At 58.3% G+C, this 21780-nt stretch carries 31 protein-coding genes; 15 read left to right on the top strand and 16 right to left on the bottom strand.

Translation table 11 applies throughout. The features are described from left to right. Positions 1-110: 110 nt before the first annotated feature. From P186_RS11010 to P186_RS11000, 3 genes are read left to right on the top strand one after another with little or no spacing between them, the layout of a single operon-like run. A complete protein-coding gene (locus P186_RS11010) occupies positions 111-365 on the top strand; it encodes a hypothetical protein (RefSeq protein ID WP_148683006.1) in 255 nt (84 codons plus the stop codon). Continuing rightward, complete coding sequence (locus tag P186_RS11005) at positions 332-799, top strand: hypothetical protein (RefSeq protein ID WP_148683005.1); 468 nt, start codon at positions 332-334, stop codon at positions 797-799. The genes P186_RS11010 and P186_RS11005 overlap by 34 nt, the downstream gene beginning before the upstream one ends. 30 nt (positions 800-829) lie before the next feature. Then, positions 830-2947 (top strand): DEAD/DEAH box helicase, encoded by a 2118-nt coding sequence (locus P186_RS11000; RefSeq protein ID WP_148683004.1) that lies wholly within the window; start codon positions 830-832, stop codon positions 2945-2947. Here the strand turns inward: P186_RS11000 and P186_RS10995 are convergent, their stop codons facing one another. Next, positions 2948-3730, bottom strand: coding sequence for a prephenate dehydratase (locus P186_RS10995; protein ID WP_148683217.1), 783 nt, complete (start codon positions 3728-3730; stop codon positions 2948-2950). 271 nt (positions 3731-4001) lie between these two features. Between P186_RS10995 and P186_RS10990 the strand changes: the two genes are divergently transcribed. After that, positions 4002-4823, top strand: a complete 822-nt coding sequence (locus tag P186_RS10990; RefSeq protein ID WP_237179402.1) for an arginase family protein — start codon at positions 4002-4004, stop codon at positions 4821-4823. On the opposite strand, the gene P186_RS10985 is transcribed toward P186_RS10990, so the two are convergent. Next, positions 4804-5082: an acylphosphatase gene (locus P186_RS10985; RefSeq protein ID WP_014289560.1), complete on the bottom strand. Its 279-nt coding sequence runs from the start codon at positions 5080-5082 to the stop codon at positions 4804-4806. The two genes, P186_RS10990 and P186_RS10985, sit on opposite strands and share 20 nt — an antisense overlap. Positions 5083-5203: 121 nt before the next feature. Here P186_RS10985 and P186_RS10980 point away from each other — a divergent pair, with 121 nt between their 5' ends. Continuing rightward, positions 5204-5551, top strand: coding sequence for a hypothetical protein (locus P186_RS10980; protein ID WP_014289559.1), 348 nt, complete (start codon positions 5204-5206; stop codon positions 5549-5551). Positions 5552-5584: 33 nt separating this feature from the next. Beyond that, entirely contained in the window at positions 5585-6910 is a 1326-nt protein-coding gene (locus P186_RS10975) for a M28 family peptidase (protein WP_014289558.1), read from the top strand. On the opposite strand, the gene P186_RS10970 is transcribed toward P186_RS10975, so the two are convergent. Next, positions 6881-7348, bottom strand: coding sequence for a phosphopantetheine adenylyltransferase (locus P186_RS10970; protein WP_014289557.1), 468 nt, complete (start codon positions 7346-7348; stop codon positions 6881-6883). The genes P186_RS10975 and P186_RS10970 overlap by 30 nt on opposite strands. A gap of 38 nt (positions 7349-7386) precedes the next feature. On the opposite strand from P186_RS10970, the gene P186_RS10965 reads away from it, so the two are divergent. After that, positions 7387-8025, top strand: coding sequence for a tRNA(His) guanylyltransferase Thg1 family protein (locus P186_RS10965; RefSeq protein WP_014289556.1), 639 nt, complete (start codon positions 7387-7389; stop codon positions 8023-8025). Here the strand turns inward: P186_RS10965 and P186_RS10960 are convergent. From P186_RS10960 to P186_RS10950, 3 genes are all read right to left on the bottom strand, one after another. Beyond that, positions 8022-9500, bottom strand: a complete 1479-nt coding sequence (locus P186_RS10960; protein ID WP_148683003.1) for a carboxypeptidase M32 — start codon at positions 9498-9500, stop codon at positions 8022-8024. The genes P186_RS10965 and P186_RS10960 overlap by 4 nt on opposite strands. Before the next feature lie 122 nt (positions 9501-9622). Then, positions 9623-10411, bottom strand: a complete 789-nt coding sequence (locus P186_RS10955) for an ATP-binding protein (protein ID WP_148683002.1) — start codon at positions 10409-10411, stop codon at positions 9623-9625. Between the two features lie 43 nt (positions 10412-10454). Further along, positions 10455-10952 carry a hypothetical protein gene (locus P186_RS10950; protein ID WP_014289553.1) on the bottom strand — a complete coding sequence of 166 codons (498 nt, stop codon included), beginning with the start codon at positions 10950-10952 and terminating at the stop codon, positions 10455-10457. A gap of 45 nt (positions 10953-10997) precedes the next feature. On the opposite strand from P186_RS10950, the gene P186_RS10945 reads away from it, so the two are divergent. Beyond that, positions 10998-11672, top strand: a complete 675-nt coding sequence (locus P186_RS10945; protein ID WP_014289552.1) for an endonuclease III domain-containing protein — start codon at positions 10998-11000, stop codon at positions 11670-11672. 52 nt (positions 11673-11724) lie between these two features. Next, entirely contained in the window at positions 11725-12114 is a 390-nt protein-coding gene (locus tag P186_RS10940; protein ID WP_148683001.1) for a DsrE/DsrF/DrsH-like family protein, read from the top strand. Here the strand turns inward: P186_RS10940 and P186_RS10935 are convergent. Beyond that, on the bottom strand, positions 12083-12316 hold the full coding sequence (locus P186_RS10935; protein ID WP_148683000.1) for a sulfurtransferase TusA family protein: 234 nt from the start codon (positions 12314-12316) through the stop codon (positions 12083-12085). The two genes, P186_RS10940 and P186_RS10935, sit on opposite strands and share 32 nt — an antisense overlap. Further along, positions 12313-12726, bottom strand: coding sequence for a peroxiredoxin (locus P186_RS10930; RefSeq protein ID WP_148682999.1), 414 nt, complete (start codon positions 12724-12726; stop codon positions 12313-12315). The genes P186_RS10935 and P186_RS10930 overlap by 4 nt, the downstream gene beginning before the upstream one ends. Positions 12727-12771: 45 nt before the next feature. Between P186_RS10930 and P186_RS10925 the strand changes: the two genes are divergently transcribed. Together P186_RS10925 and P186_RS10920 are read left to right on the top strand one after the other, a co-directional pair. Then, positions 12772-13650 carry a DMT family transporter gene (locus tag P186_RS10925; protein ID WP_014289549.1) on the top strand — a complete coding sequence of 293 codons (879 nt, stop codon included), beginning with the start codon at positions 12772-12774 and terminating at the stop codon, positions 13648-13650. 9 nt (positions 13651-13659) lie between these two features. Beyond that, complete coding sequence (locus tag P186_RS10920) at positions 13660-14463, top strand: nicotinamide mononucleotide deamidase-related protein (protein WP_148682998.1); 804 nt, start codon at positions 13660-13662, stop codon at positions 14461-14463. On the opposite strand, the gene P186_RS10915 is transcribed toward P186_RS10920, so the two are convergent. Then, complete coding sequence (locus P186_RS10915; protein WP_014289547.1) at positions 14453-14938, bottom strand: hypothetical protein; 486 nt, start codon at positions 14936-14938, stop codon at positions 14453-14455. The two genes, P186_RS10920 and P186_RS10915, sit on opposite strands and share 11 nt — an antisense overlap. A 31-nt stretch (positions 14939-14969) precedes the next feature. Here P186_RS10915 and P186_RS10910 point away from each other — a divergent pair, with 31 nt between their 5' ends. Next, positions 14970-15551, top strand: coding sequence for a CPBP family intramembrane glutamic endopeptidase (locus P186_RS10910; RefSeq protein WP_148682997.1), 582 nt, complete (start codon positions 14970-14972; stop codon positions 15549-15551). On the opposite strand, the gene P186_RS10905 is transcribed toward P186_RS10910, so the two are convergent. From P186_RS10905 to P186_RS10875, 7 genes are read right to left on the bottom strand one after another with little or no spacing between them, the layout of a single operon-like run. Next, positions 15548-16087 carry an ATP-binding protein gene (locus tag P186_RS10905; protein ID WP_014289545.1) on the bottom strand — a complete coding sequence of 180 codons (540 nt, stop codon included), beginning with the start codon at positions 16085-16087 and terminating at the stop codon, positions 15548-15550. The genes P186_RS10910 and P186_RS10905 overlap by 4 nt on opposite strands. Before the next feature lie 59 nt (positions 16088-16146). Then, complete coding sequence (locus P186_RS10900; RefSeq protein WP_014289544.1) at positions 16147-17079, bottom strand: Gfo/Idh/MocA family protein; 933 nt, start codon at positions 17077-17079, stop codon at positions 16147-16149. Beyond that, complete coding sequence (locus P186_RS10895; protein WP_014289543.1) at positions 17076-17534, bottom strand: hypothetical protein; 459 nt, start codon at positions 17532-17534, stop codon at positions 17076-17078. Before P186_RS10895 ends, P186_RS10900 begins: the two co-directional genes overlap by 4 nt. 22 nt (positions 17535-17556) lie before the next feature. Beyond that, positions 17557-18054, bottom strand: a complete 498-nt coding sequence (locus P186_RS10890; protein ID WP_014289542.1) for a hypothetical protein — start codon at positions 18052-18054, stop codon at positions 17557-17559. Continuing rightward, a complete protein-coding gene (locus tag P186_RS10885) occupies positions 18051-18344 on the bottom strand; it encodes a DUF211 domain-containing protein (protein ID WP_148682996.1) in 294 nt (97 codons plus the stop codon). Before P186_RS10885 ends, P186_RS10890 begins: the two co-directional genes overlap by 4 nt. Before the next feature lie 23 nt (positions 18345-18367). Further along, positions 18368-19360 (bottom strand): RNA-guided pseudouridylation complex pseudouridine synthase subunit Cbf5, encoded by a 993-nt coding sequence (locus tag P186_RS10880; RefSeq protein WP_014289540.1) that lies wholly within the window; start codon positions 19358-19360, stop codon positions 18368-18370. Then, complete coding sequence (locus tag P186_RS10875; RefSeq protein WP_014289539.1) at positions 19357-19668, bottom strand: 50S ribosomal protein L14e; 312 nt, start codon at positions 19666-19668, stop codon at positions 19357-19359. Before P186_RS10875 ends, P186_RS10880 begins: the two co-directional genes overlap by 4 nt. Positions 19669-19999: 331 nt before the next feature. On the opposite strand from P186_RS10875, the gene P186_RS10870 reads away from it, so the two are divergent. From P186_RS10870 to P186_RS10860, 3 genes are read left to right on the top strand one after another with little or no spacing between them, the layout of a single operon-like run. Beyond that, on the top strand, positions 20000-20401 hold the full coding sequence (locus P186_RS10870) for a YkgJ family cysteine cluster protein (RefSeq protein WP_014289538.1): 402 nt from the start codon (positions 20000-20002) through the stop codon (positions 20399-20401). Positions 20402-20413: 12 nt separating this feature from the next. Further along, the gene (locus P186_RS10865; RefSeq protein WP_014289537.1) at positions 20414-21310 is read left to right on the top strand and encodes a 4Fe-4S ferredoxin; all 897 of its coding nucleotides are present in this window, start codon (positions 20414-20416) and stop codon (positions 21308-21310) included. Continuing rightward, positions 21286-21603 (top strand): hypothetical protein, encoded by a 318-nt coding sequence (locus P186_RS10860; protein WP_014289536.1) that lies wholly within the window; start codon positions 21286-21288, stop codon positions 21601-21603. Before P186_RS10865 ends, P186_RS10860 begins: the two co-directional genes overlap by 25 nt. Positions 21604-21780 lie beyond the last annotated feature (177 nt).

The following is a 21780-nucleotide window of genomic DNA, read 5'->3' as shown; positions in this document are numbered from 1 at the left end:
GCCCAATCGCCCTCGCTACAGAAGAGGGGCGCTTACATATCTGAAACTTGTTAACGCCACGCTCTTGAGGTGCTTAATATCAGCTTAAATACACGTGGAGAGTTGTGGCTATGCAGATTGTCGAGACAGGGTGCGTAGATGTCGCGGCCGTGACTCTTAGAATTAAGACTTTTCTCCAGCAGATGGTTGGCTACCTGCCTCCTAACTTTCGGGTGATTAAGGCGGAGAGGGAGGGCGATGTGTGGGTGGTCGAGGTGTACTACGTCTACGTATCCGCAGTGCTGGGGGTGCCGCCGAGGGAGATCAAAGCGGTTTTAAAGGTGGATGAGAAATGCCGCATCCTCGACTACAGAGAGGAGCAGTAGTCGATACCGGGCTCCTCGCGGCGAGGATACTGCTTCAGATAGGCGCCCCGCAACTGGCGGCCCTTCTGGGGCGGGAGGCGGGGGTAGGCGAAGATGTCTGGAACTGCGCGCTTATGGCTTTATCAGGCGTGAGGATTTACACGACAGCCTTTGCGCTTGCTGAGGCCTTTGGGGGGATTATAGAGCGTAGGTGGCCCTACGCCGTTGCCCCGGCTCAAGTCGCCGTGGCGCAACTCAACGCCTCGGGAGATTTGGAAAAGGTTGCCGTGGACAAGGCGTCAATTCCCCCCGGCGGCGTGGGTCTTGTTGATGGATCGCTCATCGCGGCGGCGGTGGCTAGGGGCGTCCCGCTTGTGACTTACGACATGGAGCTTTGGCAGTTTGGGAGGGGGCTGGCCGACGTGTTGACTATCTACGAGCTGTGCGGGGGGTGATTGTTTTTATTTCTGTGGGGGGCGGGGGGTGTGGATGTCTCCGAGTTGTCTCTTGACGCGCGGCTTATCGCTGTGTTGAGGGAGAGGGGGGTTAGGGAGCTGTTTCCCCCGCAGGTCGAGGCGGTTAGGGCGGGGATATTCGACGGGGTGAATGTGTTGCTCTGCACAGCGACTGCGTCTGGCAAGTCGTTGCTTGCAGAGGTGGCGTCGGTTAAGGCGGCGCTTGAGGGGAGGATGGCGCTCTACGCCGTGCCTCTCAAGGCGCTGGCCCAGGAGAAGCTTGTCCACTTCTCCCACTACAGAGGGCTGGCGAAGATCGGCATATCCACCGGCGACTTTGAGTCAGACGACAAGAGGCTCTACGAATACGACGTCGTGGTTGTGACATACGAAAAGCTGGACAGCCTCCTCCGCCACAGGCCAAGCTGGCTGAGCTCAGTCGGCGTTGTCGTGGTGGACGAGATCCACTACCTGGGCGACCCCAAGAGGGGGCCAGTCCTCGAGTCGATAATAGCCGAGGTGAGGCACCTCGGCCTCAAGACGCAGTTTATCGGGCTCAGCGCCACGGTCGGCAACGCGGGTGACGTGGCTAGGTGGCTGGGGGCTAGGCTCGTGGCGTCTAGCTGGCGCCCCGTCCCGCTCCGGGAGGGGGTCTACCACGGGGGGAAGATCTACTTTCCCGACGGCGGCCAGAGGGCTGTAGGCGGGGCCGGCGGAGAAGCAGAGGTTGCCCTCGCGATAGACGCCGTGGCTAGCGGCGGGCAGGCCCTGATCTTTACAAGTAGCAGGTCGTCCACGGTGCGCATCGCGAAGGCCGTGGCGCGGGCCGTGGCGGCCCACCCGACTAAGCTTATCGACGTGGGGGAGGCGCAGGCGCTGGCGGGGGCCGTCCTCGGCGCCTCCACCAGCAAGATCATTGGGAGGGAACTCGCCGAGCTGGTGGCGAGGGGAGTGGCCTTCCACAACGCGGGGCTGGAGCTGGAGGTCAGGAGGCTGGTCGAGGAGGGGTTTAGGAGAGGCGTCATTAAGGTAATTGTCTCCACCACCACCCTAGCCGCCGGGGTGAACCTCCCGGCGAGGCGCGTCGTCGTGGCGGACTACGAGAGGTTTGACCCCGCGGTGGGGAGGGAGGAGATACCGGTGCTTGAGTACAGGCAGATGGCGGGCCGCGCCGGCAGGCCCGGCCTGGATCCGTACGGCGAGGCTGTTATTGTGGCTAGGAGCAGGGGCGAGGTGGATTACCTCATGGAGAGGTACGTGAGAGGGAGGGTGGAGGATGTCAAGTCTCACATACTCTCCGGGCCTAACTTGAGGGCCCACGCCCTGGGGGCCGTGGGCGGGGGCTACGCCAGAACTATCGACGATTTGGTGGATTTCTTTTCCAACACCCTGGGGTACCACCAGGTGAAGACTTCTCTAAAGTCGGCGCTTCTCAGATCTAAGGTGGCCGACGCCGTGGATGAGCTGGTGGAATGGGGCTTCTTGGAGCGAGACGGCGATTTGGTATACGCCACGGAGCTGGGGAGACAGGTGGCTAGGCTCTACCTCGACCCCGAGACCGCGGCGAGGTACATAAACCTGCTTAAGGCGGTGAGGCGGGGGGCGATCTCGGCATATCTGTATATAGTTCTGACGGCGCCAGACTTCCCCAGGGTGAGGCGGGGGAGAGTCAGCCGGGAGGTGGCTGAGGAGGTCCTCTCGGCGCTGGATGTTGAGGAGGACGAGGAGTTTGAAGACGTGGTGAGGACCGTCGCGATGCTGAAGGCGTGGATCGAGGAGGTTGACGAGGACGAGATCTACGAGAGATTCGAGGTGGCTCCGGGGGACCTCAGGGTGTATGTAGACCTCTTTGAGTGGCTTGGGGGCGCCGCGGCGAAGCTAGCCGGCGTGGTGGGGCTTGAGGAGCATAGACGCGGCCTTGAGAGAGTCACGGCGCGCGTCGTCTACGGCGTCAAGGAGGAGTTGCTTGAGCTAGTCACGGCGTTGAGGGGGGTCGGGAGAGTTAGGGCGAGGGTGCTCTACAACTTCGGCTACAAGACGCTTAGAGATGTGGCGAGGGCCTCCGTGAGGGAAATAGCGTCTCTACCTGGCTTCGGCGAGAAGCTCGCCCAGTCGGTCATAGAACAGGCGAGGCAGCTGGTGGAGTAGCTACGGCGCTATCTTCACCACGTTGTACCGCCCCGCTACCTTCAGCATGGTGGTGAAGCGGCGCATCTCCTCAACAGCCTCCCCCAGTCTCTCATCTGCCTCCAGCTCCACGACGAAGTAGTAGTCCCACGGCGATAGGCGGGTCGGCCGCGAGTATATGAGCGTCATGTTTATCCCCCTATTGGCAATGGGGGCGAGGGCCTTGTACAACGCGCCGGCGACGTTGGGCACGGCGAATATAAGCACCGCCCGCTCCCCCGCCGCTCCCCCCGCTCTAGACACCACGGCGAATCTCGTGTAGCTCTCCCCGTCCTCCACGCCGCAGATCTTTTCAAAACCCTCCAGCGCCTTAGGCGACGCCAAGACTGCGCAGTCCCCCATGCACTTCTCAAACTCCCTGACGGCCTCGGAGGTGGAGTTTGTATACACGACGTCGGCGCCCAGCAGAGAGGTGGCCTTCCTGGCCTGCGCCGCGGCGTGGGGGTGTGTGTAGACCACGCGGGGGTTCCCCTTCTTAGTGATGCACAATGTGATTCTCATCTCACCCATCGCCGCTATGCCCACCTCACGCGTGGCTAGGGAGTCTATAGTCTCGCCGACTGGCCCCTCAAGGCTGTTACTAAAGGGCACCACCCCGTAGTCAACAACGCCGCTTTCAACCCTCTCGAAGACCTCTGTAATGGATCTACAAGGCGTCAAGTCGCCGTGGGGGAATAGGTAGGAGGCGGCCTCCCAGGTGAAGGACTTCTCGGGGCCTAGGTAGGCCACGCCGGGTTTATGCATTCTGGATACCTCTGAGGCTATTACGGCGGCGAGGACCCCGTTTATAAGAGGAGGCGTGTTGTACTTAGCCCGCTCTCTCAACAATTCGTACAGCTTTTTCTCTATTTCATAAACCCCTGCATTGAGAAGTGAGAATAGGCGTGTATATATCTGTTTCCGGGGACCCACATGCGGGTCTTTCGTCACCCGTAGGCCCGGGTTCAACTCTGCACCAATAAGCAGATCTACTAAACCTACGTGTTTATATACTCTCTCAGCCTCTACAAGACACGTGCCTAAGCGGCTTCTGTTGACACACGCCAGCCTCGGAGGCTGGGTTCCCCAAAAGATGAGAGAGATGGGAGCGGAGGTAGTGGAGGGTTTAGGATCTTGGGACGCCGTGGGGGAAATCCACAGCGATGTGTTCCTCCGGGACGCCAGGCGGCGGGAGGCCGAGGTCTTGGCCGCCGCGGCGGTGGCCGAGGCCGCCCTCGGCCGGGATGGGGTAATCTTCTACGCTGGTGGGACCGCGGGGGCCGGGCTACACGCATCTAGAGGCGCGCCGTTTAACGCCTCCGTCTTCCTCGCCAAGCGGCTGGGCGCGGCCGTCGTAGCGGTGGACCGCCACTTCCCCTGGGGCACTTGGGAGCTTCACCTAGAACATAAATTCCCGCTGTACCTGGTATACGGAGGGGCCGAGGGGCCCTCTCGGAAGTACCTAGCTAAGAGGGGACACGACGTAGTCGCCTTCCCCCTCCCTCCCGGGGCTGGGGATAGGGGCTTCGGCAAGGTGCTGAGCTACGTACTGCGCGAGGTGGAGGGGCCTCTTGTGTTGCAACTGGGGTTTGACATCCATCGGAAAGACCCCACTGGGTACTTCTTCGCATCCGAGGCGTTTTTCTACAGACTTGGCGAGGAGCTGAGGGGCAGGGAGAGGTTTTATATCTCGATAGAGTGCCCCTCCACGCCTGCTGTCTTCACGGCATCGCTGTCAGCGCTTCTGAGCGGACTGGAGGGCGGCGGGCCCCCTCCGGTGGAGCGGTATGAAGAGAGCGGAGATGTCTTGAGAGAGGTGGATCTCCTACTGAGGCGGGCTAGGGGGAGATTATCTTGAAGCCGTTGTACTCGCCTCTATACCTCTCCTCCCTTATCTCAATCTCTCTTATCTTTATGGCGGGCGACGCCGCCGGCAGGAACTTCACCAGCCTGTCAACAGACTCGTCGGCGCCCTCCAACACTGCGTAGAGCGTATCTCCGACGAGGCGCGCCTCCCCCGTCACGTTGTTTCTCAAGGCCTCGCCTTTTAGTATTTTTAAAATTGGCACCCCGGGAAGGTCCAGCTCGCCTCTTGCAACCACCACAACCCTCTTCACGGCCAGCCTCCCGATGCGGCTTATAAGTATTTCCTCAGATCGTCTCTTCCATCGTCACGCCTCCAACCATCGATCCCCTCATCACTGGTCAACACTTTTTAACCTCTGTAATTAATCTTTTGTGAGTGAGGTTAATAAGAAAATAGAGTCGGCTGTGAGGAACCTCGCCGTTGAGGTAATAAACAAGTTTGAGAAGAAGAAGAGGATAGACAACATCCAGGAGCTCATAATACTGGCCACGTACCTCAACATGCAGAAGCTTGACGAGCTCAGAAACGACGTTGATGGCGTTATGAGGGCGTTTCAGCGGCTAGACGCACTTATAGACGTGGTTAGAGATTTAAAGAAGGCGGTGGAGAGCCTCCAGTCGGGGCAGACAGGCGAAGTCGCCAAGCTACTGGGCGAGGTAAACTCCAAACTCGACAAAATCCTGGAAAAGCTAGACGCATACACTGTGGAAAGCCTCTAGTCACTGATTTAAAAACCTGACCCCCTCCCATCCGTGGCCGAGGTGTATAGGAAATGCACATCTTATAGAGATCTTGTAGCCGGGGGGAGTGGCGAAAGGGAGTTTCTGCAGTGGCTCATCGCCTTCCTCGACACCCCCAGTGTCTGGTTCCACCTCTCGCCTGTCGAGGTGCTGGCATGGGAAGATGCGGGGACTAGGCTAGAGGTTGGCGACATGGCTCTGAGGGGGCTGGCGTTGCCCTACTCGGGACCCGCCTCGGTGGAGGGGAGGCTCGTCTCGCCGGACGGCGACGTGGAGGGGAATATAGTAGTGGCCGAGTTCCCTAGTGATGTAGACGACGCCAAATACATAGTAATCGAGGCGGCCAGACGCGGCGCCCAAGCGGTGGTGTTCTCTGGAAGGCCGCCGCGGCGCATTGTAGTTACCGGCGAGTACGGCTATAAGATAGACGCGGCGCCGGCTCCTATCCCCGCCGCCAGTTTTGAAGACGCCGCCAGCTATGTAGGAAAGCGGGCGCGGCTGGTTGTAGAGACGAAGACGCGGGTGACATACAGCTACAGCCTTGTGGCGTTTAATAGTTTTGAAAACACGCCGATGATCTCAGCCCACTGGGACCACTGGCTAGTCGGCGCCACCGACAACTGCGCAGGCGTAGAGGCGGCGGTGCTGGCGTTCAGTGAGTTGGTGGCCGACGACGTGCCGGTCGCCCTCGGCCTCTTCACCGCCGAGGAGGGGGTGGCCCCCCACGTGCCGTCTTTCTACTGGGCCTGGGGGTCGTATAACTACTTTAAGAAGTGGAGGCCGTCGTTACTTGTAAATATCGACGTGGTTGGGGTGGGCACCCCGAGGATGTACGCCGTGCCCTACCTCCATGAGTCGTTGAGGGGTCTGGGCCCCGTTGAGCGGCCTGAGGCCTACTTCGACAGTGTGCACTACGAGAGGTGGGGCCTCCCCTCGGTCACAATCTCGTCTCTCAGAGACACTTGGGCCCTCTACCACAGCCCACTAGACACAAACGCCGAGGTAGAAAACATCCTATACGTAGCCGACCTCGCAAAAAGACTCGTGAAGATCAAGCCTGCCCCGCCCGCCGTAAGACTGGAGGACTACGGTCTACCGCCGGCGGACAGCCCCCACGAGGCTTGGTCCCTGGTGTACAACTACGTAGTGGTTTTCCGCGACTACAGCCACTCAGACATTGTATACACAGACGTTTTCAAGTTCCTCAAAAAGGCGGCGGCGGAGTACCGACGCGTAGATCTACTCGCGGGGCCCACCCTCTGTGTAGGCAACTGCGAAAACGCGTTGGAGACGTACCGCGAGCTCGCCCTACTTAGACTCGCCTCTCAACCCCTCTAGCACCCTTCTAATGTATGTGGACGAGAGCGTATGTCCAAAGCCGTCCCGCACAGTGGAGATTACCACGACTTCCATAGGCCTGACCCCCCTCCTCGCCCTCTCGTCGTTTATCTGCAGGGCGCGGGGCGCCGTCTCTATACTGGCCACAATCGCCTCAAGCCTTGGGTCGGAGACTGCGGGGCCGTAGGGGTCGTGTATCTCCACGTACACAACCTCCCTCTCCGGCGCTATCAGCGACATGAGATTTCTCAAATTAGCCAGCCTGGTGGAGAACGGCCTCACCTTATACTGCTTATAGGTCGAGGCGAAGGAGTCGCTGGTGAGCCCAATCAAAATCCTCTCCCCGACCAGGGTGGCAGTGGCCAGCAACTTCACATGCCCGGAGTGCAGTGTGTCGAAGGTGCCGCCCAGAACTACGTTGCGAAACCTCAACTTCACGAAACGAAGCGATCCATATTTTAAAACAGTTAATAGTCGTGGACTCCCTCAAGAGGCTACTGGCGGAAAACCCACGCATCCTCGAGATGAGGTACAGAGAGAGGGAGGCCGTCTGCGAGCCCGCCTCAATACCATTCGCCGTTAGGCTAGACGGCGTAGGCTTCGGAAAGCGGCTGAGAGACTTCCCCCCTCCCCGGAGCCGCGCAGTGCACAACGCATTAGTCGAAGTAGCCAAGGCCCTGGCCTCGACGCACGGAGCGGACCACGCCCACGTCGTAAGCGACGAGATAAACCTCCTCTTCCTCAGACACACCCCCTACGGCGGCCGCACCTTTAAAATCATCAGCGTCCTAGCCGCGCAGGCCTCCGCCGAGCTGACCGTCAAGCTGGGGCGGCCCCTGTACTTCGACGGGAGGGTAGTCAAGCTACGCGATCACTGCGACGCGGCAACCTACCTCCTCTTCAGGGCGAGGGTGGGGCTAAACAACTACGTAATCCAGGAGGCTAGGCGCGCCGGCCTGGTAGATGAGCGCACGCCGCGTATAGAGGAGATGCTGAAAAAGGTAGAGGTTGCCGACTACGAGCTGGCCTGGGGTACGTTTCTAAATAAAGAGGCGAAGTACCGAGCCGAGTCCGACGTCTGCACCGCGCTGGCGCCTCTCTGCAAGGTGTGCTAACCCCTATACTTCTGCTCTAGGTAGCTGATCAGGTACTCGGCGTTGTAGGCCTCGCCGAAGCTCTTAACAAGGAGCTCCTTCGGCGGGTACACGCTCCCCCACCTGTGTATCCTTTCTCTGAGGTAGTCCTTAAGGGCGGCGAAGTTGCCCTCAGCGACGAGCTCCCTCACCCTCCCATGTTTGAAGTATATCATGGCGGCCACCACGTTGCCCAGGGTGTAGGTGGGGAAGTAGCCGATGGAGCCGTGGCTCCAATGCACATCTTGAAGAACGCCCTCCGCGTCGTTCCTCGGCCTCACCCCCAGCAGGCGGTCCATCTCCTCATTCCAAAGCTCAGGCAACTGCCGGACCTTAACCTCCCCCGTTATGAGGAGCCGCTCCAGCCTGTAGCGGAGCAGGATGTGGAGGTTGTAGGTAACCTCGTCCGCCTCCGTCCTTATTAAGCTGGGCCTCACCACGTTGAAGTAGTAGAAGAGATCGTCGTCTGAGTACTTCGAGAGGAAGTCAAGGTGCCTGCGTAGTATGGGCGCCGCCTTGCCCACGAACTCCCGGCTTCTGCCGACCACGTTTTCCATAAATCTCGACTGGCTCTCGTGGACGCCTAGAGACACGCCGGTGCCCACCGGCGTCATGGCAAGAGACTCGTCTATGTTTAGCTCGTAGAGGGCGTGGCCGTATTCGTGAAGCGCCGAGAAGAGAGGCTCTTTAAAATCCACCCCTCTGTACCTCACCGTAATCCTCACGTCGAAAGGTGTCGTAATGCCTATGGTAAATGGATGCGGCGACACATCCACTCTAAACCTCCCCTTGGGGTACCCCACCAGCTCGAGCACCTCCATTATAGCCGCCTCCACCCTAGACCTCTCGTAGGGCACCTCCTCAAGCGGGTGTCTTTTCGGCCAGCCGGCGGACTCCAGCCTCGCCAGTAGCCTCTTCACCCCGGGCTCAAGCACCGAGAACACGGCCTCCACGTCCCTCGACGTGAGGCCCTCCTCGTATAAATCCAGAAGCGCGTCGTAGGGATGCTCCTCGTAGCCCAGCTTATCCGCAATAACCCGCGACAGCTCCACAATCTTCTCTAGGTAGGGGGCGAAGAGCTCGAACTTCGCCTTCTCCTTCGCGCCCCTCCACGCCACGAAGGCCTCCGACGTGACCTTGGCAAACTCCTTCACAACCTCGGGAGGCACCCTCTGGTAGAACCTCAAGTCCCGTCTCAAAACCCTCACAACTCCCCTCTCCACCTCTGTGAGATCTCTCTCCTCCTCCGCCTTCTCCACCAACTTGACAAACTTCTCGTCAAGCATAAACCTCTGAATAAGCTGGGCAATCTCCGCCCTAGCCACAGCCCTCCCCTTAATCCCCTCCTCCGGCATGTAGGTCTCCGAGTCCCACCCCATGAGCCCCTGGGCGTGGCTCAGCGCCCAGACAACTCTGTAATGCTCCAAAATCTGCTTCACCGTCTCCGACCTAATCATACGTGTGGCATCGTATCTACATTTAACAGTTAACAACAAACTAACGACTCAACCCTCTGGCTAATCGCCCTCGGGGGCGGCGGCTGGCTTAAGCCTCGATGTAGGTGTGGAAAGGGGCTCCTCTAATCCGCCGGTACAAGCTCTACGTATCTCCTCGAGGGCATGTTGTTGAGCTCCAGCAACAACTCGCGCACAGTTATGTCGGGTCTTTCGGCGACGATTTTACGAGCCAGCTCTGCCTTCTCCGGGCAGTAGGCCGAGACGATGTCCTCAACCTCCTCCTCGGGGATTACGTCTGGCAACTGTACAGTGATGTGGATGAAGAAGTTGCCGAGCGGGGGTATGCGCTCCACAATCTTCTCATAAACCTCAGGCAACATGGTCACTAGAAACGAGGAGTTGGGCAGGTTCATGTTCCTTATCCTGTGCATTATGTAGGCCACCTCGAAGAATTTGGGGTCCTCCGCCGAGGGTAGGAGCTCGTCCAGCACCACCACCGTCCTCGTGCCGGCCAGCTCCAGCGCTGATCTCAGAGTCCACGCGGGGTCCCCCCTGGCGAGCGACGCAAGCCCCTCGTAGCCGAACTTCCTATAGACCTCCACTATTCTGTTCTTCGCGCCTCCCCTATCCCCGTATCTAGACAAAAGCCTCCACGCGACGATCGCCGCGATGTTGGCCATACTCCTCTCGCCCACCTCCGTCAAGTCGACGTATATACAGCTAGTCTTTTTACACACCTCGTAAGCCACCTGGGACTTCCCCATGCCGGCCCTTCCCAGGAGGACGGCCATGGGAAACGCCGACGTCAGCTTTACAAGCGACTCAACAGCCCTCTGCCAAGACCTGCCGCCCAGCCTATATGCCTCCCCCGCCACCGGCCACTTCGGGATAGAGCAACCGTTTAAACTCACGTCTTATTATAACTACCGTTAAATAAGATGGGGAGGTATCTTACTAATAGTACGTCACCTCGGCTACGGCTCTCTTCTCCACCCTTTTTATAAAGCCGTACTTCTTGGCGCCTATCTGCACCTTAAGATCGCCTCCCTCCAGCAACACGTAGGCCCCCCTCCTCACCTGAAGCAACTCGGAGAGCCACCTGGCGAAGTCCTCTTCCCTAATCGCCAGCTCCTGGGCCACCGCGTTCCTCACCTCCACAAGCTTGGCGTATCCACTGGCCCCCGCCAGCCTGTCCACAGCCTTATTGAGAGCTTCTTCAAACATCTCGAGCGTGACCTGGCGGGGAGGCTCCTCCCTCTTCTGCGCCGCCGTGACTATCCGCGACACGACAAAATAGAAGAAGTTCTCCATGTCGATGACATACCTAAAGCCAGGCCCCACCTTAACCACCTCGGCCTTCAGCGCAGACAGCAACTCCTCCGCGTTGACGCCCAGCCTCTCGGCAAATCTGTCGAAATCCGACTTGCGCAACGAAAACCTGACCTCGTCCACGTAGCCACGGCGTCAGAGTTATATAAGGCCTATGGACACAACACCATGTCCTCCGAGTTCATAAAGCTGGTAGACAAGGCCGTGGAGCTACGGCTGGAGGAGTTCGTCGCCCCCGTCGTCTGGAGAGAGGGGGGCAACCTCTTCGAGCTCCTAGTGGCCGTGGTGTTGAGCCAAAACACGTCGGATAAGAACGCCTTCCGCGCCTTTACAAATCTAAAGAAGAGGCTGGGGGGCGTGACGCCTGAGGCGTTGCTGGCGCTGTCCACGGAGGAGTTGGAGGAGTTAATTAGGCCCGCCGGCATGCACCGGCAGAGGGCGCGCAATCTGAAGGCGCTGGCTGACGCCTTCATAAAGCTCGGCATTACCCCCCAGAGGCTTGTCGAGATGGGGCCCGGGGAGGCTAGGAGACTCCTCCTAAGCCTGCCGGGTGTGGGGGAGAAGACGGCTGACGTGGTGTTGGTAAACCTAGGCCTGCCGGCTTTCCCCGTGGACACGCACATCACACGTATAGCAAAGCGCTGGGGGGTCGGCGACAGATATGGACAAATCAGCAGGTGGTTCATGGAGATGGTCCCCCCCGAGCGCTACCTAGAGATACACCTGAAGCTGATACAATTCGGCAGGTATGTATGCAAGGCGAGGGATCCCAGATGCGGCGTGTGTCCTATAGGAGAGAGGTGCCCCTCTTATAGATCAGCCGGCAGGTCATCGGCCACCTAATCGCCGCCTGCATTGGCACATCACCTATATATTCCAGAGGTGGGTGGTATTTATGCCTAAGGCTGTGATAATGCTGGCCGACAACGACATCGCCCGCGCCTACCACGCCCTGGTTATCGCCTTATCGGCCAGGGCGCTTGGGTATGAGGTCCACCTATTCGCCACGGGGCTCGGGGCGTTGATCTTCAGCAGACGGCCGAGGAGTAGGCTCATAGGCCTTCCCCTGCTCGCCTCTCTTTACATAAGGTGGAAAATGAGGAAGATCGGCGCTAAGAGGCTTGAGGAACTCGCCGCCGAGTGTCTGAGAAGCGGCGTCTATGTCTACGTGGACGAGCCGGTGACGAAAATGCTCGGCGTGACGCCCATGGACGGCGTCGCCGTGGCGGGATCTCTGACTTTCCTCGCCTTGGCTAGGGACGCCGACCTTGTCCTCGCCTTCTAACCAAAACTTCGACTAAGTCGCCGCGCTCCTCCACGGAGACTATCTCTATCCCCATGTCCCCCGCCACGCTCTTCAAGTCGCTTAATACGTAGCGCCACCTGCTTACAAGCTTGGCCTCCTCCCCCTCTCCCAGCTCTGCCACGAGTCTGGCCAGGGTCATGCCTAGTTCGGGACAGGGCCCCTTGATCTCGTAAATTTTCATTTGGCCAACTCCAGGGCGCGGTCGGCGTGTTCGTCCGCCGACTTGAGTCCCCTCAGCACGTGCACCACCTCTCCCCCGTTTAGTATGTAGGTGACGCGCTCCGCCGTCCCCGTTGGCCTCAAAATGCCGAGTTGAGAGGCGAGGCGGCCCCCCTTGTCGCTTAGTAGTTTAAACCTAACGCCGTATTTCTCGGCGAATTTTTTCAAAGTCTCGACGCTGTCGGTGGAGACGCCGAAGACCTCGTATCCCTTTTCGCGGAACTTGTCGTAGAGCTCGTTAAAGCGTATAGTCTCCCTGGTGCAACCTGTGGTAAACGCCTTGGGGAAGAAGTAGACCACGGCCTTGGGCGCCCTGGCCGGGGCGACGATCTCGCCGGTGTGCGCCGTGAGTTCCAACTCGGGAAACTTCATATCTGTCGACTTGATGTGTATAAATAAGGATTTAGGCATAGTAACGTGCTCTGGCTCCTGCCCGTCGGCATACTGGCCATCTCCAGCGCGGCGATTTTAATTAGGCTGACACCCGCCGACCCGGTGGCGATCACCTTCTGGCGGCTGGCCTTCGCCACAGCCATAGTGCTCATGCTCGGGTCGTGGAGGGGGCTGGGCTTGCCGAGGGGCCGCGCCCTCATGTACTCAGCCCTCTCCGGCGTGTTGCTGGCTGTGCACTTCCTCAGCTGGATCCCCTCCCTATTCCTAACCACAGTGGCGGCCAGCACCACCCTCGTCAACATCCACCCAGTCCTTATGCTGTTTCTATCGAGGCACATCGGGGAGAGAGTTGGCGGCGCAACCGCCGCCGGCGTTCTGCTGGCCGTGGTGGGTAGCATATTTATCACGTTCTCGCCAGGAGGCCTCTTGGGCAACGTCCTTGCCCTAATCGGCGCGGCCTCCTTCGCGGGCTACCTAGCGCTGGGGAGAGTCGTCAGGACGTCGGTGGGGACTTTGGGATACGCCGCCGTGGCCTACGGCGTCGCCGCGCTTATCTCCCTAGTAGTGGGCCTGTCTCTGGGGAGCAACATGGTTGCGTATAACGCCTATGTATTTGTAATGTTTCTCCTCATAGCGTCTATACCAATGATGCTGGGCCACACAGTCTTTAACTTTCTGCTCGGCAGATACAGAGCGGTGACGATAGCGGCGAGCACCCTGGGGGAGCCCGTGGGAGCCACGCTACTCGCTATACCGATCCTGGGCGAGGTGCCGAGGGGCGCCGTCCACGTCGCCGCCCCGCTTCTGGGGTCGCTGGAAATCCCCCTGCAAGCCCTCGGCGTCTTGATCACCCTGCTCGGGCTCGTGCTGGTTATTAGGGAAGAGCTTAAATCCACTACCTAACTAGCTGTGATGCATAAAGGCGTCGCCTGGATTCTGTCGATCGGAAATGAGTTGCTCATCGGGAGGGTGGTCAACACCAACGCGGCGTGGCTCGCAAGCAAGTTGACTTTTCTCGGCTACGCAGTGAGGCGGATACTCGTCGTGCCGGACGAGGAGGGCGACATAGTGGAGGCTTTTAGAGAGGCTGTGGATAGGGCGGATGTGGTCGTATCAACTGGGGGGCTGGGACCCACTCCTGACGACATTACAAACCTGGCCTTCTGCAAGGCGGTAGGCGCCGAGCCTGTGGTTAACGAGGAGGCGCTGAGGATGGTTAGGGAGAAGTACGAAGCCCGCGGCTACCCCCTCACACAGGAGAGGATCAAGATGGCGATGATGCCGCCCGGCGCCAAGCCGTTGCCCAACCCGGTGGGGACAGCCCCCGGCATCCTCTACGAGATTGGCGGTAAAGTTGTAGTCATCCTGCCGGGGGTCCCCAGGGAGATGGAGGCTATCTTCGAGAGCCACGTCGAGCCTCTGCTGAGGGAACGAGGGCCGCCTGTCTACTTCTCGGAGAGGGTGGTCGTGGTGAGGGGGGTGCCCGAGGCCGACGCGGCGCCTCTAATCAGGGAGGTTATGAGGATCGACCCTAGGGTATACGTCAAGTCGCACCCCAAGGGGTTTGAGGTGGATGCGCCGCTTCTACATATACACATCTATGCCAGCGCGGGGAGTAGAGAGGAGGCCGAGGCGCTTGTGGAGAGGGCGGCGGGGAGGCTCGTGGAGCTTATCAAATTGCGGCACGGCGAGCGGGCCGCCGTCTCTACAGGCTGAGCGCGCCGATCAGCCAGAGGTATGTGTGGCCGAGAGATGGAGCCCCGCCTACGTACACCGCGCCGTTTCTCACCTCCACGCCGGCCCTGCCGGTGTACACCTCGCCCCACGTGTCGAACCTCTTCCCAAGTACGTTCTCGACGTGAGTTTTGATCTCCCAGTAGGCCCTGGCCTCTCTCACCGCCGATGCGGCCGCCTCAACCCTAGTCGGCAGTACAAATCTCAGGAGCCAGAGCCTCCCAGCCGTCTTTATAAAATTCCTATTTGCTCTACCGACCGCGTCCACAGCCTCTCTATATATCTCGGCAACCTCCTCCATGTATGTCCGTAGATCTAACACGCCGGTAGCGAGGCCGCCGGGCCAGCCGGCGTTTACTAGAAAGGGTCTGTGGTACCTCTCGACCCTACCCCAGTTTGTAAGGTCGATGTAGAACTTCTTCTTCCCCACGGCAGACGCGGCGACTTGGATCTCCACAGCTTAAATAACCCACGGGTTGTTTATATATGTGCGCCTCGTTGCGCTGGCCTTGTCGATACCAGTGATGTTCATAGCCATGGGCGTGGCGGCGCTCTTGGCGCCTAACTGCGTCTCGGCGTCTCTGGCAGTGGCGTATCTAGTGCTTACGCCACTGATCTACTACGCAAGGCCCTTCGCATTTAGGCCCAAGTACTTCGCCATCTCTCTCTTGATATTCACAGGTCTGTGGGGGTTGGAGCTGATCCTGCAGCCGCTTCTCCGCCAATACGACTCGCTACTCCAGGTGTTTATACAGACACTCTCTACATGCCCCCAGTGGAGGCTCTACTTCTTCACCTCGGCGGTGGTTCTGGTTCCCCTGGTGGAGGAGACTATTTTCCGCGCCATGCTTTACACCGAGCTTGAGAAGAGAGCTGGCCAGCTTGTGGGATACATGGGCAACTCGCTTATCTTCGCCGCGGTTCACGGCGCAGCGGCGTTGCTACCTCTCTACTTCGCCTATGGGCTAGTTCTGACCTACGCCTTTAAAAAAGGGGGTATAACCGCTTCGATGACTCTACACGGCTTGAATAACCTAGTCGCACTCCTCCCAATTCTCCTCGGCGGTTAAATCACCACAATTTCGGAAGTTCTCCCAATAAAGCCGAGGCCAAGAGGAGCCTTGACCACAGGCCTCGCCGCTACCTGCCGCTGGAGGTAAATGGTAAACCCATCGCCGAAGAGTATGGTTAGCGTGTCCATATCTATTTCTCTAAAGGCGGCTACCACCTGTCTCTGTCTGACGTCTCTCACAAGGTTTCTATACGCCGAGCTGTAGCTCCACAGCAACTCGCCATCGTCTAGCAACACGACGTCGCCGCCGGCCTCCGCGCCTATGAGGCCTATATTCCTCGCGCCGTAGTGCTTCAAGTAGTCCCCAAGCCCCCAGCCGTACTTGGCCCACTCCAGCTTTACATAGGCGGCCCCCCTCCCCGATCTGGAGAGGTAGAGGCCCAGCTTACGCAACATGGCGGTTTTGCCGCTACCAGGCGGCCCCACTATGTACACATTCGCCCCGCTTAAGGCCCTGGAGAGAGCCAGCTTGAAGTCCTCGCCGAGATCCAGCTTCTCAATCTCGTGGATACTGAGCTCCTCACCGGCTTTCATGAAGAGGCGGGGCTGTGGTTAAAAAACGCCAATTCGTAAAGTAGGTGGCGTATACGCCTCTACAGCTCGTCGAGGTTTACTACCCTACCTGTTTTTACCGACAGCGCGGCGGCTTCACAAAACTTCATTGTGTATATGATATCGTCCCTGCTGACCACCTCACCCCCAGCGCCGGAGGCGGCTTTTATAAACTCCCTATCTTGTAGGAGAAGGGGCTCCGCCACTTCAAGCCTGGGGCGGTATACCCCCTCCTCGCCGTAGAAATAAGCCTCGTCTGAGGCGAAGTCCACGACGAATATACCCTGCTCCCCCGTCAGCTCAAGTTTTCTAAATCTATATGGCGTGAGCCAGTTGGCTTCGTAAATCGCCGACGCGCCGTCGTAGTGGGCAAATATCTGCACGTGATCCTCGTAACCCCCCCTCGTGGAGCCGCCGGAGGCGTAGACAGACACAGCCCTCCTCCCGGTTATATACGTTACGAGGTCGATGTCGTGAATCGCCAGGTCTTTAATAACCCCGACGTCGCCAGGCCGCAGAGGCCACCTAGAAGTCCTCTTGCCGTAGGCCGTAAGAAAACGCCCCAGTTTGCCGAGGTTGTTTTTGACATACCTCACGCCTTGGTGGAAGCGGAGGAGGTACCCAGTGCTCACCAGCGTCCTCCCGGCCAAATCCAACAACTGGTAGGCCTCTTGAAGGCTCGCGGCGAAGGGCTTCTCCACCAGGGTGGCCACACCCCTGGTGAGAAACGCCGCCGCGTGCGTTGCGTGGAGGGTGGTCGGCGTGGCTATAATCGCGGCGTCGACGTCTAAATTAGCCGCGGCGTCGACTCCCCTCACCGGCACTGCCCCGTACACCCTCTCAGCCCACTTGAGTCTAGACTCGTCGACGTCGACGGCATACACCACCTCCACAAGGCCCTCCCCCTTAAGTTGCGCCGCTACGCGGAGATGGTTCTTGCCCCAGCCTCCTATACCCACCACCGCGACTTTCATAGATACGCGACGTATCTCACAAAAGCTGGGTGGGGGGGCTTTCTATACACAACAACCTCTCTAAAGCCCTGCCTCGGCCTTACAAACACCCTGACGTACTCCTTCAGCGGTCCGACGTGTATCTTCAAAACCTTGGCGTCCTCGAACTCGTCCACCTCTCCGTCTACTGGGTTGCTTGCCAGGTCGGGCAACAGTACCTTCTTGTTTTCACGTATAATGTCGGCGTCCATTCTATAAGCCCAGAGCTTCTCCACGGCGACTCTGCCGTACTTCATGTCTGTTATTAAGTTCTCCATCTTGCGGAAATCCACGTCGAGGGCCGTGGCGAGGTAGGGAATCTCGTTGCGGGAGAAGTACTTATGCACCGGCACCTCGAAGGAGATTATCTCCACATCGCCGATCTTTTCTCTAAATAGGCGGGTGGTCCGTAAATACTCTACTGGTAGAGTAGCCACGTCCCCTCAAGAGATTAGTTATTTAAGTTATGAGGGGGAAGGCCAGGCCCACGGCCACGCCCACCGACACCGCCAAGGCTATCATCGTGGCGAGCTCCAGAAACTCCCTCCATGAGCTCCCCGCCAGCGCTAGGCTCGTCACCACAACCACAACCGCGACGGCCGCCACCGCCGCGTGCGGCGTGAAGTGGGCAGGTATCAAGACAGCCAAGGCGCCTACAAAAGACGACGCGAAGTTGAGAAGCGCAGATCTCGCCGTGGCGTAGAGGGCACGGGTATGTAGCAGAGTCCAGCCCCTCTGCTCCTCTCTAAGCATGAGCTTATAAGTAGTCTCCCTCACCTCACTCATCTGGTGGGAGTACTCGGCAACGAACACAGTCAAGGCACTTATCGTAGAAACCACAACGGCAATAGACAGCGCCAGGTCCAAGCCGATCTCGCCTCCCCTAATTAGCAACGAGGCGGACAGAGTTCCTGCCGTGATTAACCCGTCTATCACGCCGAGGAGTAGGTATCTCACGCCGTCGTCCCAGCCTCCGGGATGTACTCCCCCACCACCACCTCGTCCACAGAGTGCACCACTCCCCCCACCTTTTCCAAGACCTCCTCCAGCTCTCCGTAGTCGATGTCGACCCCCTCCACGACAATGGCTAGCCCCAAGACGTCTACATCCACGTCGTCTACCGTGACGCGGACAGCCTTGACGCCCTCCACTTTGTAAAGCTCCTTAGCCACGTCTACAATTGTAACCCCTTTTGTCGGTATTGCGGCGTCAATCACAATACGGCGAATTGGAGGACGTTGCCCCACGTACTACACTAATAACTCTACTTTTAAGTTTTTGCCCTCGTCCCTCTTTTCCACATCGCCGGGTAGGTACCACGCCTCATCACAACTCTATCCGTGCGCACGACGAGGCCTCTATCCATTTTTTTAACCTCTTCGGAGCTTACTAACGCTCTGCCGACTCCAATGAGCTCTCCCTTGAGCGTAAACATCGCCACGAGATCCCCCGCGGAGAAGGGAGTTTCGAACTTCGACACGCCGGGCGCGGCGAGGGGGGCGCCGTTGCACAACGCGTCGACAGCGCTGTCCCTTACCCATATCTTGGGGAGGTGCCTAGCCGCCTCCTCAATAGGCAACAAAACCCTCCTCAGGTATGTGTCGTCTCCATAGCGCCTCCATATATGGTACGCATCCGCCACGTCCTGCAGAGTCACCGCCTCGTCCTCGGAGTAGCACGAAACGGCGACGCGCCTCAGCTCCCTCATGTTGGCGCCCACCCCCAGAACCTCCCCTATGTCGTGGATAATCTTCCGCGCATATGTCCCAGCCTCGACGTGCATTTTAATAACGGCGTACCGGCCGTCCAGCTCTAAAAGCTCAAGCGAATACACGTGGCGAGTGCGCAACTGCCTCTTGACGGCGGACCGCAGAGGAGGCTTCTGGTAGATCACGCCCTGGAACTCCTGCAAAACCGCCCTAAGCCTCTCCGCGTCGACGCCCCCGTGGAACTTCGCCACGGCTACGTAAACCTTGTCCGACCGGGAAAGCGCCATCAAAACCTTCGTCCCCTCAGCCACCGCTATCGGCAAAACCCCCGAGACTTTCGGATCCAGCGTCCCCGCGTGGCCAGCCCTGTCCACGCCAAGAATCTTCTTAACCCAGGCGGCCACCTCGTGGCTACTCGGCCCCCTAGGCTTGTCCAGTACAACCATGGAGTATCTTATATGCTCCTCAGCAGATCTCTGAGACGGCGGCTTACCCCACTGAGGATTCGTAGACTCCTCAACTTTTACAAAAACCTCCCTAGTCCCGCACCTCACCTAACCTCCGCCTTGGTTATTCCAAGAACGCGGGGCTTCACCCTTTCACGCATATACTCAACAAGCCCGGCGGCCTCCAGCGCCTTCAAAACCTCCTCGTCGGAGGCCCCCCTCTTAATCTCAATCTTCTTGTCCGTGGGCTCTATGTGGTTTACGTTAACCCGCCTCCTCTTAACGCCGGTAAGAGACCTCGGCCCAGTGATAACTACATAGTTCGCGTCTACGATGTCGACAATGACAGCCTTTCTACCAGCCTCCCTCCCCAAAACCTTAACGACAATCCTACCAACATCCAAGACCTTAACCATGGGAGGGGAAAAGAAGAAGGTTTTAAAAATCTTAGCGCCTTAGCCTCTTACTTCTTTTTCTCCTCCTTCTTCCCCTCTTTCTTTTCCTTCTTCATGTGGGGAACGTCTTTAAAACATTTTTAAATTTATCTTTAAAATTTTTTAAATAGTACTTTAGTTGTTTCACCGGTGGCTCTGTGAATAATCACATATTTAAAGAAGGTTCTTTATACAATTAAATTTACAAACATCCAAGGCACACCTTTATAAATTTATATTTGCTAATTTCGAAAATATTATTTACACATATTAAAGCCACGAGGAGTTTAAAAAGGGATATGAGGAGGGGGCCGTGTTCAGCTGCCCCATCGGATGTCCCTCTGACTGTTGCAAATTTGAAACTATAGAAGAGGCTCCCGTGGTTCTAGAAGATGAAATCCCCATCCTCACTAAAGAGGCGGAGAAAATAGGCGTGAAGCTCACATTTAGAGAATACGGCTTCTACAACGGCGTGAAGCTGTACAAGTGGGTAATAGAGGGGTGGTGCCCCTTCTACAAGGGCAGGTGCACAATCCACGAAAAAAAGCCGCTAGCCTGCCGAATGTACCCCCTAGTGCTGAATCTAAAAACCGGCGAGATATACCTCTCAGACAAGTGCCTATGGGTCAAGATCAACGGCCCCAAGCCCCTCGACCACTTCCCCACAGAAAAAGAAGCCCTGAGGCGGCTGGTGGTCATGCTTAAAATCAAGTAGACAAATAGCCACGTGGTTGAATTCGTCATAGATGACGCGGCCTACACAGACGACGAGAGGCTGGCAGTAGCCGTCGGACTCTCGGCAACCTTTAGACAAGTCCTCGTGAAGGCCACTCCCAGCAGAGAGGCTCTGGAAGCCGCGAGAGGCGCGGCTTGGGGCGCCCTTCTGATAACGCCGTGTCCCCCCGGGCTGGAGTGCTTCAAAGACCTGGAGAAAGCCGTCGACCACTCGGAGATGTACTCCACACCAGTGGGCTACGAAGGCCCCGCCCCCGCCGCGGCGAAGAGGCGGGTCTCCACTTTTAACAAGCACTACATGAAGCCGTGGAGGTGGGCCAGCGGCGGCGAGAAGAACGGCGTGGGGCACGAACTGCTACCCCTAATGGCCTGCCTATACCGCCTCCTGAAGATGATAGACGCCGTGCCCATCGTAGTCTCCGACGTGAGGCTGACGCCGGCGGCTGGCGCGCAACCCGACTACATGGTCGTCCCAACGTGGCACGAGCCCGCCGAGGTCGCCGAGGTGGTGGACATACACCTCCCCCCGCTGAAGGCGTCTGCGATAGCCCTCGGAATACTTATCGGGGGGTACAACGCAGGTCCCGTCGTAGCAGTGGCCAAGAGAGAAGACCACCTCGTCGCCAGAGTAGCCGAGCTCGGCGGCTACGCAGTAGTCCTAGACCACCCCGGCGACGTTTGCGACTTATTTAAGAAACGTGTAGTTGGATACGCTGTTGAGAGGAGGCCATACCGGGTCGAGCCCGCCCTCTGCGACAGATGCGGCGACTGTCTAAAAACGGCGTGCCCCGCCATAGCCCCCTCCCGGGCCGGCACACCACAGATACTAGACACGTGCACTGGATGCGGGGCGTGCGCAATCCTATGCACAAGAGGCGCCATAAGATAACCGTCACGCCCACCTCGGTGAAGATAGATGACAAAGAGATACAAATCGGGGAGCTGAGGCCGGTGGATCTCCTACTCGCCGCCCTGGCCTACGGCATCGGGATACGGTATATAGACAAGACGGGACAGCCCTACGAAATGGAATGCGAAGTAGAGGGCTACGAAATAAGATGCGTAGCCCCATGCACCGGCGAAGAAGACAAGTGCCTAGTATACCAGACAACAACCAAGGGAAGGCTAAGGGTAATATGCAGAAACCACGACCACACCCTCACAGACCACAATAGACAGTAAAAGAAGGCGAGAGCCCAGACAGGCGGGCCCGGTGGGATTTGAACCCAGTAGCGTCCCCCAACCTTTCACGGCATAGACAACTCGGAGTTCTGGGCGCATCTAGCTGTAAACGACGCCAAAGTAGCTATCAAAGAGGTCGCCTCTTTGCTCTCCAGCAACCCACTGGGGGTTTACTGC

The sequence above is a fragment of the Pyrobaculum ferrireducens genome (genome assembly GCF_000234805.1).
In the GTDB taxonomy this organism is placed as follows: domain Archaea; phylum Thermoproteota; class Thermoprotei; order Thermoproteales; family Thermoproteaceae; genus Pyrobaculum; species Pyrobaculum ferrireducens.
This window is presented reverse-complemented; position numbering and strand designations above follow the sequence as displayed.

What these genes read in the sequence shown, in the direction of transcription:
- P186_RS10875 (WP_014289539.1), bottom strand. Translation starts at nt 19,668, where the DNA reads ATGGTTAAGGTCTTGGATGTTGGTAGGATTGTCGTTAAGGTTTTGGGG.
- P186_RS10860 (WP_014289536.1), top strand. Translation starts at nt 21,286, where the DNA reads ATGCACAAGAGGCGCCATAAGATAACCGTCACGCCCACCTCGGTGAAG.
- P186_RS10960 (WP_148683003.1), bottom strand. Translation starts at nt 9,500, where the DNA reads ATGATTAGGTCGGAGACGGTGAAGCAGATTTTGGAGCATTACAGAGTT.
- P186_RS11005 (WP_148683005.1), top strand. Translation starts at nt 332, where the DNA reads ATGCCGCATCCTCGACTACAGAGAGGAGCAGTAGTCGATACCGGGCTC.
- P186_RS10900 (WP_014289544.1), bottom strand. Translation starts at nt 17,079, where the DNA reads ATGAAAGTCGCGGTGGTGGGTATAGGAGGCTGGGGCAAGAACCATCTC.
- P186_RS10920 (WP_148682998.1), top strand. Translation starts at nt 13,660, where the DNA reads ATGCATAAAGGCGTCGCCTGGATTCTGTCGATCGGAAATGAGTTGCTC.
- P186_RS10905 (WP_014289545.1), bottom strand. Translation starts at nt 16,087, where the DNA reads ATGAAAGCCGGTGAGGAGCTCAGTATCCACGAGATTGAGAAGCTGGAT.
- P186_RS11010 (WP_148683006.1), top strand. Translation starts at nt 111, where the DNA reads ATGCAGATTGTCGAGACAGGGTGCGTAGATGTCGCGGCCGTGACTCTT.
- P186_RS10935 (WP_148683000.1), bottom strand. Translation starts at nt 12,316, where the DNA reads ATGAAAATTTACGAGATCAAGGGGCCCTGTCCCGAACTAGGCATGACC.
- P186_RS10945 (WP_014289552.1), top strand. Translation starts at nt 10,998, where the DNA reads ATGTCCTCCGAGTTCATAAAGCTGGTAGACAAGGCCGTGGAGCTACGG.
- P186_RS10995 (WP_148683217.1), bottom strand. Translation starts at nt 3,730, where the DNA reads ATGCATAAACCCGGCGTGGCCTACCTAGGCCCCGAGAAGTCCTTCACC.
- P186_RS10930 (WP_148682999.1), bottom strand. Translation starts at nt 12,726, where the DNA reads ATGAAGTTTCCCGAGTTGGAACTCACGGCGCACACCGGCGAGATCGTC.
- P186_RS10940 (WP_148683001.1), top strand. Translation starts at nt 11,725, where the DNA reads ATGCCTAAGGCTGTGATAATGCTGGCCGACAACGACATCGCCCGCGCC.